Raw genomic sequence first — 12472 nt, forward strand, 5'->3', positions numbered from 1 at the left:
CTCGTGGTCGGATCGGCGGCTGTGACGCCTCCACACTATGCCCGCGTCACCAGTGTCGCGCGGGCACGTCGAGCGGGGACAGCGCCGCGTCCGTGCGGGCTCGCAGCCCCGGATCCTTCGAGACGAGCGAGAGCGTGTACCGGTCGCCGAGCCGACACAGATACGCCGACAACCGGTTTCGCGACGACGCCAGCTGCTGGGCGGTGATGCCGGGGTGCACGGCCCGGGTCGCGATCGCGTCGGCTCGCGCGTCGCCCAGCCGGCCCACGGTGGCGGGGACGGCCCCGATGTTCGAGCACAGCACGTCGCGTTCGCCGGGGTCCGGTGCGAGGCGGTACGCGACCCGGTCGGGGACCACCTGCAGCAGTTCCGGCGGGAACCCGGCCGGACTCGACATCGGCGGCCGGGCGTAGGCGTCCCGCAGCAGGGCGCGCACGGTGGCCGGGGAGTCGCCGCGGCGCACGGTGACCTCCGCCATGTCGACGGCGTTCGACGCCGAGCGGGTGTCGGTGCGGCGGTCCACCGGGACCGAGACCTGCCGGGGTGCGTCGTCACCGGCGGCGATGGCGACCGCGACCGCGACGAGCAGCGAGTTCGGCGTGCCGCCGGTCCGCGCCGCGACGGTGTCCCACTGCGCGGCGTCGACGTCGACGATCAGCGCCTCCGGCACCTGTGCACGAGTTCGGTCGTCAGGGCGACCGAACTCGCGCACAGGTGCGGAGCGCAACTCGGCGCGGCGGGACGGGTGCAGCGCCAAACCGGCGACGGCGCGGGCGGTGCGTGCCCCGACCGCGGTGAGCATCCGGGCGGCGTCGGCGAGGTCGGCGCGGACGGGATGCGCCGGACCCGCGGACGGGACCGCCGGCGCCTGCCCCGACATCGCCGCGGCGAGCACCGTCGCGAGCCCGCGTGCGTCGGTCACGACGTGGGAGCACAGCAGCGAGAGCACCGCCGCGCCGCCGTCGATCCGCGCCGCGGCCAGCCGCCACCCCGCGCCCGACTCCGGGTCCACCGGGCGGGTGGCCACCTCGTCCGCCCACGCGACGACACCGTCCCGGGGGATCGGGGCGGGTGCCCACTCGACGGGCCAGGCGGCCGTGCCGGGCTGCCAGCGCGGCCGCGCGCCGGGCACCCGGGGCCGAACCACGGTGCGCGACAGGATGCCGTGGCGCAGCGCGTCGTGCACCCGGTCCACGTCTGCGGCGTCGACGTCCGCGCCGCGCCACAGGCCCTGCATCACGACCGGCGTGCCGTACCCGTGGTGGCTGCGCAGGAACATCTCGTCCACCACCGTCAGGCGTTGCCCGGTCACGATCAGTCCGGGTCGGCGAAGGCCGGTGCCCGCTTGGCCATGCCGGCGGAGACCGCCTCGATCTGGTTGGGTGAACCCATCAGCTCGACCTGCAGCTCGCTCTCGAGCAGCAATGCCGACGCCGGGTCGGAGCGGGTCCAGGTGTCGTCGTAGAGCTGCTTGGCCGCCCGGACCGCGTGCGGCGACTTCCCGGCGATCTCGCGGGCCAACTCCAGCGCCGCGGCGAGCGGATCGGCGGCCGTGTGGGTGACCAGTCCGATGGCCTCGGCCTCGGTGCCGGAGAGGATCCGCCCGGTGAAGGTCAGCTCCTTCGCGACGTCGATGCCGACGAGGCGGGGCAGGGTCTGCGTGATCCCCATGTCGGGGACCAGGCCCCACTTGACCTCCATGATCGACAGCCGCGCGTCCGGGGTCGCGAATCGGATGTCGGTGCCGAGCGCGATCTGCAGGCCGCCGCCGAAGCAGTTGCCGGTGATGGCCGCGATCACCGGGGCGGGCACCCGGGACCAGTCGTGGGCGACGCGCTGGGCGTGGTTGGCGACGTGGCCGTCCTCGCGGGCGAGCAGATCCGACGGACCGCCGTCCCGCTCGCCGAGGCCGGTGATGTCGAGGCCGGAGCAGAAGCTCCTGCCCGCACCGTGCAGGACGACGGCGCGCACGCTCCGGTCGGCGGCGAGCCGCGCGGTGACCTCGACCAACGCGTCGAACATCGCCGGGTCGAGTGCGTTGTGCTTCTCGGCGCGGTCCAGCGTGACGGTCGCGACACCCTGCTCGTCGACGTCGAGACGAATCCTGTGCTCGCTCATCCGGTCCGATTCTCCTCGCTGGCTGGTGCGGCTCGGGTGCCGCAGAGGCGGGGCTCCCGGGGTGGTGAGGCCGACTGTACAAGAGCGGGATTCGTCTTCCCGTGTCCCGAGGCCGGTTCGTCGCCTCGGCCGTGGCATCCCTGTCCGGCGGCGGAAAATCCCTCAGACCATCCACAGAAACAGGGCGCATACTGGAGATTCGTTAGCAGCCGACCGCCGGGTCGGCACCGATGTCAGCGTGGAGCGCAGGATCATGGCCCCGAGCACAGTGTGGACGACATGGGGGAGTGAGGTCGAGGTACGCGTCACCGAGTGGGCGGCACTCACGGAGGCGGCCGACATCGTCGCTGATGCGTTGGCCCAGGTACAGGCCGTGTGCGACCTCGGTCGCGGGGACGCGGAGATACACGCCGTCAACCAGGCCCAGGGCACGCCGGTGCGGGTCGGTACACGGCTCGGCGGTCTGATCCGGGCGGCGCTGTGGGCGGCCCGGATGACCGACGGTGCGGTGTCGCCCCTGATCGAGGAGACGGCGCCGGGTGCCGTCCCGGCCCGCACCCCGCCCACGTTCGAGGACATCCGGGTGGACGGCGACACCGTGTTCGCGCCGTTCGGAGCCTTCCTCGACGTCACCGGCATCGCGAAGGCCGCCACCGCCCACCGCGCGGCCCGCCGCGCCGCCGACGACCTCGAGTGCGGTGTCCTCGTGCGGATCGACGACCTGGTCGCGACGTGGGGACACTGCCCGATCGGCGGCTGGCAGGTGGAGGTGGGACGGGACGCCACCGGACGCAGTCCGCAGGTCGAGGTGCGCTCGGGCAGCGCACTGGCGACCGCGCGGGCGCCCGCCGTGCACGCCGCGGACGTGGACTCCGTGCCGCGCGTCACCGACGCGGGGCTCGAGAGCGTCACCGTCGTCGCCGACGACGGGCTGTGGGCGTACTCGGCCGCGGCCGCGGCCGCCGCGCAGGGCGTGGCCGCGTTGCGGTGGCTGGGCGAGAACGACCTGGCCGCGCGAGTGGCCTACCGGCACGGCAGTGTGCGGACCACCGACGCGTGGTTGCACCTGCCGCCGTACGACCACGTGGCGTGAGTACGGATCAGGACAGCCGGCCGCGCCTGCCGCGGTACCAGCGGACGAGGGTGTCCGTCGACGAATCATCCTGAGGGGCAGGCGCTTCCGGTGCGGTGAGGACCGGTGCGAGCTCGAGGGCCTGCACCTTGCCGAGTTCGACGCCCCACTGGTCGAACGAGTCGATCCCGAACACCACACCCTCGACGAACACCTGGTGCTCGTAGAGGGCGATCAACTGCCCGAGCACCGACGGGGTGATCTTCGGCGCGAGGATCGTCGTCGTCGGACGGTTGCCGGGCATCACCTTGTGCGGCACCAACTCCGGGTCGGTACCCTCGGCGGCGATCTCCTCGGCCGTCTTGCCGAACGCCAGCACCTTCGTCTGCGCGAACAGGTTGCTCATCAGCATGTCGTGCATCGAACCGGTGCCGTCGATCGTCGCGAGATCGTCGGTGGGCTCGGCGAATCCGATGAAATCGGCGGGCGCGAGGCGGGTGCCCTGGTGCAGCAACTGGTAGAAGGCGTGCTGCCCGTTCGTGCCCGGCTCACCCCAGAAGATCTCGCCGGTCGGGGTGGTCACCGGCGAGCCGTCGGCGCGCACCGACTTGCCGTTCGACTCCATCGTCAACTGCTGCAGATAGGCGGCGAACCGTCCGAGGTCGTTCGAATACGGCAGCACCGCACGAGAATCCGACTCGAAGAAGCTCGAGTACCACAACCCGATCATGCCGAGCAGCACCGGTGCATTGGACTCGAGCGGCTGCTCCGCGAAATGCCGGTCGATGGTGTGGAAGCCGGAGAGGAACTCGCCGAACGCCTCCCGGCCGATCACACACATCAGCGACAGCCCGATCGCCGAGTCGACCGAGTAGCGGCCGCCGACCCAGTCCCAGAAGCCGAACATGTTCGCCGTGTCGATGCCGAACTCGGCGACCCGCTCGGCGTGGGTGGAGACCGCAACGAAGTGCTGCGGGACGGCGTCCTCCCCGAGGGCGGCGACGAGCCAACGCCGGGCCGCGGTCGCGTTCGTGAGCGTCTCGAGGGTGGAGAACGTCTTCGACGCGACGATGAACAGGGTGGTCGCCGGATCCAGACCGGCGAGCTTGCCGACCAGGTCGGCGGGGTCGATGTTGGAGACGAACCGGGCCGTCACGCCGCTGTCGACGTAGTGTCGCAGCGCCCGGAACGCCATCACGGGTCCGAGGTCCGAGCCCCCGATGCCCAGGTTGACGACCGTCGTGATCCTCTCGCCCGTCGCGCCGCGCCACTCACCCGACCGGAGCCGGTCGGTGAAGTCGCCCATCCGGTTCAGCACCTCGTGCACGTCCGCGACGACGTCGTGTCCGTCGACGTGCAGCTCGGCGTCGGCGGGCAGCCGCAGCGCGGTGTGCAGGACCGCCCGGTCCTCCGAGGTGTTCACGTGCTCGCCGCGCAGCATCGCGTCCCGGCGCTCCTCGACCCCGGCGGTGCGCGCGACATCCACCAGCAGTGCCAGGGTCTCCCGGTCCACCCGGTGCTTGCTGTAGTCGATGTACAGGTCGCCCGCGGTGACGGTGAGCTCGCGTCCGCGCTCGGGGTCCTCGGCGAAGAGCTCGCGCAGGTGCCGGTCCGCGATCTGGTCGTGGTGCGCGCGGAGCTTCTGCCAGGCCGAGGTCGCGGTGATGTCGAGGCTCATGGTCTCGACATTAACGGCAGCGGCCGCGCTGCGCCGGGGTGCGATCAGCAATTGGGATCCGGAGAATCGAGCCAGGTTCCACACCCGAGCCTCGGCGCGTCACGGCCTCACCGCGCGGAGCGCACGGTGGTAGCTGACCGACGGGACGCCGTCGTCGACGGTGACCGTGGCGCGGACCCGGTAGACGTCCGCGACCAGTTCCTCGGTGATCACCTCGGCCGGTGTTCCCGCGGCGACGATGCGGCCGCGCGTCAGGACGACGACCCGGTCGCAGAACATCGCGGCCAGGTTCAGGTCGTGCAGGGCGATGTAGCTGGTCATCGGCAGTTCGGCGACCAGGGCGAGAATGTCGAGCTGGTGCGCGATGTCGAGGTGGTTGGTCGGCTCGTCGAGCAGGATCTCGTCCGGTTCCTGGGCCAGCGCGCGGGCGATCTGCACCCGCTGACGTTCGCCGCCCGAGAGGGTGTGCCAGCGGCGGTGGGCGTGCTCGGTCATCCCGGTGCGCGCCAGCGCCCGCTCGATCGCGGCGCGGTCAGCGGTATCGTCCCCGCCGAACGGGCCGCGGTGCGGGATCCGGCCGAGGCGAACGACATTCGCGACGGTGATGTCGATCTCGGTGTCGGCGTGCTGTTCGACGGTCGCGACGCGACGCGCGACCTGCCGGCGTCGCAGGGCACGGATGTCGCTCCCGTCCAGCAGCACCTGCCCCTCGTCGGGGCGGTGCACGCCCGCGAGCACACCGAGCAGCGACGACTTCCCGGAACCGTTCGGCCCGAGCAGCCCGATCGTCTCGCCCCGATGCGGTTCGATCGTGACGCCGTCGACGACCAGGTTGCCGCCGCGGCTCCACGTGATGTTCTTCGCGTGCAGGGGCATCAGTGCCCCCACCGCGTCACGAGGTCCTCCCCATCCGGAAGAGGACGAGCGCGAAGGCCGGCACACCGATCAGGGCGGTCACGACACCGACCGGGATCTCCTGCGGCGCGAACACGGTGCGGGCGACCGCATCCACCCACACCATGAAGATCGCGCCGATCAGGGCGGTCGCGGGCAGCAGCCGGCTGTGCCGCGGACCGACGAGGAACCGGGCCGCGTGCGGCAGCACCAGCCCGACGAACCCGATCGCACCCGCGGCACTGACCAGTGCCGCGGTGATCAGCGCCGTGACGGTGAGCAGCAGCGTGCGGATCGTGCCGACCGGGACACCGAGGGAGGCCGCCGACGAGTTGCCGAACGTCATCGCGTCCAGCGACGACGCCACCGCCAGGCACACCGTGACCCCGACGACGGTGACGGCGCCGCACAGCGCCACGTCGGTCCAGTCCGCGCCGCTGAGCGACCCGAGCAGCCAGAACAGCACGCCGCGGGTCTGCTCGGCGTCCGCGGAGGACATCACGACGAACGAGGTCAACGCCGAGAACAGTTGGGTGCCCGCGACACCGGCGAGGAGCACCTTCGCGGTGCCGCCGCCGGCCCCCGCCGCCAGGGCGAGGACCGCGCCGAAGGCCACGACCGCACCCACGAACGCGCCCGTCGAGAGCGAGATCGCGCCGCCGCCGATGCCGAGCACCGCCACCAGCACCGCCCCGGTCGACGCGCCGGACGAGATGCCGAGGACGAACGGATCGGCCAACGGATTGCGCAGCAGCGACTGCATGATCGCCCCGCACAGCGCCAGCCCGGCGCCGCACACCGCCGCGAGCAGGGTCCTGGGCAGCCGCAACTCCCAGACGATGCCGTCCTGCAGCCGGGTCAGCCCCGACGACCCGATGCCCCAGTGCTCGAGGATCACCGCGTACACGTCGCGGACCGACAGGTTCGCCGGCCCGATCGTGACGGTCACGGCGATCGAGGCCACCAGGACGGCAAGTCCACCGAGCAGCACCGCCGGAAGCAGGGCCTTCGACTCGCGTCGCGGGGTCGGGGTCGGGGTCGGGGCCGTCGCCCGTTCCGCGGCGACCGTCGGCGTCACGGCTGCGGGGTGACGAGGTTCCACTGCTGCAGCGCCCCCGCCACCTTCTCGACGCCGTCGACGGTGCGGATGGTGGGGTTCATGTCCGCCCCGCTCACGACGATGTACCGCTTCTGCTGGACCGCGGGCAGCTGTGACGTCACCGGGTTCGACTCGAGGAAGGCGATCTTGCTGTCGAGAGCGTCGCCGTCGATGCTGCGCCGGCTCAGGTCGGCGAGGACCAGCGCGGTCGGATCGCGGTCCGCGACCGTCTCCCAGGAGACCTGCGGCCACTCGTCGGTGGTGTCGGCGAAGACGTTGGTGGCGCCGACCGCGCGCGCGATGATCCCGGACGACCCGCAGCAGCCCGCCATGTACGGGGTCTTCGTGTCGGCGAACCAGAACGCGAGCGAGACACCGGCAGCGTCCACGGTGTCCGCTGCCGTCGCGTACCGCTGCTGCAACTCGGCGACGAACCCCTCACCGCGCTCGCGGACGTCGAAGATCGCGGCCAGTTCGCGGATCTCCCGGTAGACGCTGTCGAGGGTCAACGGCTCGGTGCGGGCGCCGTCCGCGTTCGACGCCGAGGACACGTCGCCGCCGCACCCGTTGTCGGTGGGGGACAGGTAGGTCGGCACACCGAGCGACTCGAACTGGTCGCGGCCCGCACTGCCGCCGTCGCCGATCGACGACCCGAACGACGCGGTGACGAAATCCGGCTCGGCGTCGAGCACCACCTCGAGCGACGGCTTGTTGTCGGCGAGCCGCGGCACCGTCGCATTCGCGGCAGCCAGGTTCTCACGGACCGGATCCGTCCACGTCGCGGTGCCGACCATGCGGTCCGCGAGTCCGAGGGAGAGCAGGATCTCCGTCGACGCCTGGTTGAGGGAGACGACACGGTGCGGCGGCGCATCGACGGTGACGGTGCGGCCGCAGTTCGAGAGCGTGACGGGATACCCGGTCGCGGCCGTCGACGGCTCGTCGTCGGTGGCTGCGGAACCCGAGCAGCCGGTCAGCAGCAGCGTGGCAGCTGCGGCGAGCACGGCGGCACAGCGGAGGAAACGAATACGCACGAAGCGGGAACTCCTCGTTCAGGGCCCAGTCGCGGGGCCGAGAGTCTCACCTGACCCGATCCGCGAGCATCCGGACTTCGGCCCACGTGAACAGGGCCGTCACCGCTGCGCGTCAGTCCCGGATTCGCACCGGGTTCCCTCGCCGATCGGGGCCGCACGGGCGGCCACCGTCACCGTATACCTCGCGAGCATCGCCCGGTATGTCCGGGTATCGCGCTGCGTTCCTCCGAGGTTGCCGGGGCCTCGTCGTCACCGGCGCCGAAGAGGAGTCGCAGGCCCGAGCGGAGTTACCGGCCCAGCGGACCGCGCCCCAGGCGCAGCAGCAGCATCGCCAGGGTGTGACCCTCCTGGCCGAGCTCACTGAACCGCTCGAGCACCTTCATCTCACGGCTGTGCACGAGGCGCGGACCGCCCGACGCCATGCGGGTGCGGCCGATCACCTGGGACACCTCGCTGCGGCGCTTGATCGCGGCGAGGATCTCCGCGTCGAGGCGGTCGATCTCCTTGCGGAGCTCGTCGATCTCGGCCTCGCTGGTCGGCAGGTCGGTGTCGTTCTCGGCGTTGTTGTTCGGCGAGATGGGGGCGCCCATGTCTTCTCCTCGTGTCAGAAACTGGATCGTTCTCGGTCCCGCGGGTCGTTACCCGATCCAGGCCCTCTCACGAAAAGAGCCCCGGATCGCTGCGGACCGCGGGGCTCGTGGGTTGTTCAGGCCACGGGCACCGGAGTCCGGTACCCGTAGAAAAATCGCCAGGGGTGGCGAGCGTCGGCACTGAGCATGACCCCATTTTGCCATGCCCGACCGGGCGCGGCGGGTCGTGGGTGCACACGGGTCGTGGGCGGGCAGCCCGATGTCGGTGCACAGCGGTAGCGTGGACAGGCGATGAACACATTCTCCGCGGCAGCTCACGCCGGTACCCGCACCTCGACCGACGCCCTCCTGGCCGGACTGAATCCGCAGCAGCGCGAGGCGGTCGTGCACCAGGGATCGCCGTTGCTGATCGTCGCGGGCGCAGGGTCGGGCAAGACTGCGGTGCTGACCCGCCGCATCGCGTACCTGCTCGCGGAGCGGGACGTCACTCCCGGGCAGGTCCTGGCGATCACGTTCACGAACAAGGCGGCCGCCGAGATGCGCGAGCGCGTCGCCCAACTCGTCGGACCCCGCGCCAACAGCATGTGGGTCGCAACCTTCCACTCGAGCTGTGTGCGGATCCTGCGCATGCAGGCCGCGCTGCTGCCGGGGCTGAATTCGAACTTCACGATCTACGACGCCGACGACTCGCGCCGGCTGCTGACGATGATCTCCAAGGATCTCGAGATCGACCAGAAGAAGTACTCGGCGCGGCTGCTGGCCACCCACATCTCGAACCTGAAGAACGAGCTGATCGGTCCCGAGGAGGCCGCGGCCAACGCGGAACTCGAGACCAACGAGGTCGTCCGCCTCGTCGCGCGGGTGTACGGCCACTACCAGGCCCGGCTGCGGGCGGCCAACGCGCTCGACTTCGACGACCTGATCGGCGAGACGGTCGCGCTGCTCCAGAACCACCCGCAGGTCGCCGAGTACTACCGGCGCCGGTTCCGGCACGTCCTCGTCGACGAGTACCAGGACACCAACCACGCCCAATACGTCCTCGTGCGCACCCTCGTCGGCGAGGAGGGTGCCGGCCCCGTCCCGCCGTCGGAGCTGTGCGTCGTCGGTGACGCGGACCAGTCCATCTACGCCTTCCGTGGCGCGACGATCCGCAACATCGAGGAGTTCGAGCGGGACTACCCGCAGGCCCGGACGATCCTGCTCGAACAGAACTACCGCTCCACCCAGAACATCCTGTCGGCGGCCAACGCGGTGATCGCCCGCAACACCGGCCGACGCGACAAGAAGCTGTGGACCGAATCCGGCGAGGGCGACCTCATCACCGGGTACGTCGCCGACAACGAGCACGACGAGGCGTCGTTCGTCGCGTCGGAGATCGACCGGCTCGTCGACGCCGGCGACGCGCGCTACGGCGACGTCGCGGTGTTCTACCGCACCAACAACTCGTCCCGCGCGCTGGAGGAGATCTTCATCCGGCTCGGGTTGCCGTACAAGGTGGTCGGAGGCGTCCGGTTCTACGAGCGCAAGGAGGTCCGCGACGTCGTCGCGTACCTGCGGGTGCTGGAGAACCCCGACGACACGGTGAGCCTGCGGCGCATCCTCAACACCCCGCGTCGCGGCATCGGCGACCGTGCCGAGGCGTGCGTCGCGGTGCACTCCGAGCAGCGGGGCATCGGATTCGCGGCCGCCCTGCGCGACGCCGCCGACGGCACGGTGCCGCTGCTCAACACCCGTTCGCAGAAGGCGATCGCCGGCTTCCTCGACATGATGGACGAGATCCGTGACGGGATGCAGCCCGACGACACCGGACTGATCGACATCGGCGAGGTGGTCGAGTCCGTCCTCGACAAGACCCGCTACCGCGCCGAACTCGAGGCGAGCAGCGACCCCCAGGACGGCGCCCGGCTCGACAACCTCAACGAACTCGTCAGCGTCGCACGCGAGTTCAGTTCCGACGCCCGCAACGCGGCCGGTCTGGACACCGAGATCGACGAGTCGCTCGAAGGTGCCCTCGCCGCGGCCGGCGAAGACGACCCGGCACTCGGCGACGGTGAGCCCGACCCCGGGTCGCTGGCCGCGTTCCTGGAACGGGTGTCGCTGGTCGCGGATTCGGATCAGTTGCCCGACAACGGCGACGGCGTGGTGACGCTGATGACGCTGCACACCGCGAAGGGTCTCGAGTTCCCCGTCGTGTTCGTCACCGGGTGGGAGGACGGCCAGTTCCCGCACATGCGGGCGCTCGGCGATCCGGCGGAGCTGTCCGAGGAACGTCGCCTCGCGTACGTCGGCATCACCCGGGCCCGGCATCGCTTGTACGTGACCCGCGCGGTGCTGCGCTCGGCGTGGGGTCAGCCGATCACCAACCCGGAATCGCGTTTCCTGCAAGAGATTCCGCAGGAACTGATCGACTGGCGTCGGGAGGATCCCGGCCCGGGCATGGGTGGGGCCATCGGTGGTGGCCGGTTCCGCGGTGGTCAGGGCTACGGCGGTGGCTACGGCAACGGCGGTTACGGCAACAGCGGCGGGTACGGCGGCTTCGGAGGTCGCGAGAGGGCCGAGGCGACACCGAGCTTCGGTTCCGCACGGCCCCGCAACAACCACCTGGTGCTCGCGGTCGGCGACCGCGTCAGCCACGACAAGTACGGGCTCGGCACCGTCCTCGAGACGAAGGGTGCCGGCACCACCGCCACGGTCACCGTCGACTTCGGCTCGTCGGGCAAGGTGCGGCTGATGCTGATCGGCGGCGTCCCCATGGTCAAGCTCTGACCAACACACCCCACCCCGCACCCACCGCCCCACCCCGCACCCACCGCGGCTGAAGGTGGCCTTCGTTCGCATCAGCCGCACGAAGGGCCCCTTCACTCCGGATCGTCGGCCGCCCCCCGTTCTGGCTGAAGGTGGCCTTCGTTCGGATCAACGGCACGAAGGGTGCCTTCAGCCGGGCGGGGTGGGGCATCAGGGGGTCAGGTCGTCGAGGCGTCAGGTCGTCAGGTCGTCAGGGATGCACGCGGACGTCGGGGCGAGGACGGGACGCGGCGAGGTCGTAGTGGGCGCGTAACTCCGACAGGACCCGCGCCGGTTCCTCCGTCAGTCGTCGCGGAATGATCGCGTAGACGACGATCCCGTGACTCTGCAACCGCGACCGCCGCTCGAGCGTTGCCGCGTAGTCGTCCGCGCTCAGATGCCAGTTCAGCGAGTCGATCTCCCAGGCGAGGGCGACGTCGTCGATCCAGCCGTCGGGGCGGGCGAGGAACCGCCCGTCGGCGGTGTGGACGGACGGGTTGAAACTCATGGTCGGCAGCCCCGAGGTCCTGGCCAGATCGCGCGCCTGTGCCTCCGCGACCGAGTGGACGTTCGCGGCGACCTCGGCGAGCACGACTCGTGGCAGCGCCGACCCACGTCGGCTACCCGCCGCGAGTTCACGGAACAATGCAGCAGGTTCGAGCCGCTCACGTTGGATCACTTCGGACACCAGAGCGCGCACCGCGTTCAGCGAGCGCATCCGGCGGGCTGCGTCCAGCGTCGCCCGCGGGAGGGGTGCGCAGGCGAAACCGTTGCGGGACACCGCGTCCGGCAGTCGTGTCGTCCGCTCGATCAGGACGAAGCGTGCCGACTGGCGCTGACGGTCGTGGGGAACGAGGACATGGATGTCGCCGGGCGACCCGGATCCGAGGCCGTGCTCGCGCAAGGCGGCCTGCCCGGTCAGTAGTGCGTCGGGTCCGCTGTAGAGGAGCGCGGCCGCTTCGCGTTGACGGAAGCTCGGTTCGCCGTTCTGCATGAGTACGACTCCGGGCAGTAGGCGTTGCCACGGTCCGTCAGTACGGCAGCGCTGCGAGACAGCCGACCCCGAGATGCCCTCGGCGGAGAGGTCGGCCACCCTGACGGCACCGTGGGGGCTGGCCCGTCTGATCTCGTCGAGCCGTCGGGCCCAGTCACCTCGTCGCATGAGCAGATCCTGCACGGCGCCGGCACCGTCGAAGGCCGTCGTCG

Annotated in this window: 10 protein-coding genes and 1 riboswitch; of the genes, 2 read left to right on the top strand and 8 right to left on the bottom strand. The window is 71.0% G+C overall.

Annotated elements, in window-relative coordinates:
• Window positions 1–46 precede the first annotated feature (46 nt).
• Entirely contained in the window at window positions 47–1312 is a 1266-nt protein-coding gene (locus ACFYVR_RS12360) for a hypothetical protein (RefSeq protein ID WP_387473216.1), read from the bottom strand.
• A 2-nt stretch (window positions 1313–1314) separates the two neighbouring features.
• A complete protein-coding gene (locus tag ACFYVR_RS12365; RefSeq protein WP_387473218.1) occupies window positions 1315–2118 on the bottom strand; it encodes a crotonase/enoyl-CoA hydratase family protein in 804 nt (267 codons plus the stop codon).
• Window positions 2119–2371: 253 nt separating this feature from the next.
• Between ACFYVR_RS12365 and ACFYVR_RS12370 the strand changes: the two genes are divergently transcribed.
• The gene (locus ACFYVR_RS12370; RefSeq protein WP_387473220.1) at window positions 2372–3211 is read left to right on the top strand and encodes an FAD:protein FMN transferase; all 840 of its coding nucleotides are present in this window, start codon (window positions 2372–2374) and stop codon (window positions 3209–3211) included.
• A 7-nt stretch (window positions 3212–3218) separates the two neighbouring features.
• Here the strand turns inward: ACFYVR_RS12370 and pgi are convergent, their stop codons facing one another.
• From pgi to ACFYVR_RS12395, 5 genes are all read right to left on the bottom strand, one after another.
• Window positions 3219–4868, bottom strand: coding sequence for a glucose-6-phosphate isomerase (gene pgi / locus ACFYVR_RS12375; RefSeq protein WP_387473223.1), 1650 nt, complete (start codon window positions 4866–4868; stop codon window positions 3219–3221).
• A gap of 99 nt (window positions 4869–4967) precedes the next feature.
• Window positions 4968–5744: an ABC transporter ATP-binding protein gene (locus ACFYVR_RS12380; protein WP_387473226.1), complete on the bottom strand. Its 777-nt coding sequence runs from the start codon at window positions 5742–5744 to the stop codon at window positions 4968–4970.
• Window positions 5745–5760: 16 nt separating this feature from the next.
• A complete protein-coding gene (locus tag ACFYVR_RS12385) occupies window positions 5761–6765 on the bottom strand; it encodes a FecCD family ABC transporter permease (protein WP_387473670.1) in 1005 nt (334 codons plus the stop codon).
• 71 nt (window positions 6766–6836) lie between these two features.
• Window positions 6837–7892, bottom strand: coding sequence for an ABC transporter substrate-binding protein (locus ACFYVR_RS12390; protein WP_387473228.1), 1056 nt, complete (start codon window positions 7890–7892; stop codon window positions 6837–6839).
• Window positions 7893–7935: 43 nt separating this feature from the next.
• Window positions 7936–8073: riboswitch (cobalamin riboswitch) on the bottom strand.
• 106 nt (window positions 8074–8179) lie between these two features.
• Entirely contained in the window at window positions 8180–8482 is a 303-nt protein-coding gene (locus ACFYVR_RS12395) for a chorismate mutase (protein ID WP_387473231.1), read from the bottom strand.
• 291 nt (window positions 8483–8773) lie between these two features.
• Here ACFYVR_RS12395 and pcrA point away from each other — a divergent pair, with 291 nt between their 5' ends.
• Window positions 8774–11248, top strand: a complete 2475-nt coding sequence (gene pcrA / locus ACFYVR_RS12400) for a DNA helicase PcrA (RefSeq protein ID WP_387473234.1) — start codon at window positions 8774–8776, stop codon at window positions 11246–11248.
• A 229-nt stretch (window positions 11249–11477) separates the two neighbouring features.
• On the opposite strand, the gene ACFYVR_RS12405 is transcribed toward pcrA, so the two are convergent.
• Window positions 11478–12428: a hypothetical protein gene (locus ACFYVR_RS12405; RefSeq protein WP_387473235.1), complete on the bottom strand. Its 951-nt coding sequence runs from the start codon at window positions 12426–12428 to the stop codon at window positions 11478–11480.
• Between the last annotated feature and the right edge of the window lie 44 nt (window positions 12429–12472).

Source organism: Rhodococcus sp. NPDC003318 (genome assembly GCF_042879035.1).
In the GTDB taxonomy this organism is placed as follows: domain Bacteria; phylum Actinomycetota; class Actinomycetes; order Mycobacteriales; family Mycobacteriaceae; genus Rhodococcus_G.

Bases quoted from the DNA above. Each gene is read 5' to 3' on its own strand.
- ACFYVR_RS12365 (WP_387473218.1), bottom strand. From the start codon at position 2,118: ATGAGCGAGCACAGGATTCGTCTCGACGTCGACGAGCAGGGTGTCGCG.
- ACFYVR_RS12370 (WP_387473220.1), top strand. From the start codon at position 2,372: ATGGCCCCGAGCACAGTGTGGACGACATGGGGGAGTGAGGTCGAGGTA.
- pgi (WP_387473223.1), bottom strand. From the start codon at position 4,868: ATGAGCCTCGACATCACCGCGACCTCGGCCTGGCAGAAGCTCCGCGCG.
- ACFYVR_RS12380 (WP_387473226.1), bottom strand. From the start codon at position 5,744: ATGCCCCTGCACGCGAAGAACATCACGTGGAGCCGCGGCGGCAACCTG.
- ACFYVR_RS12395 (WP_387473231.1), bottom strand. From the start codon at position 8,482: ATGGGCGCCCCCATCTCGCCGAACAACAACGCCGAGAACGACACCGAC.
- pcrA (WP_387473234.1), top strand. From the start codon at position 8,774: ATGAACACATTCTCCGCGGCAGCTCACGCCGGTACCCGCACCTCGACC.
- ACFYVR_RS12405 (WP_387473235.1), bottom strand. From the start codon at position 12,428: ATGCGACGAGGTGACTGGGCCCGACGGCTCGACGAGATCAGACGGGCC.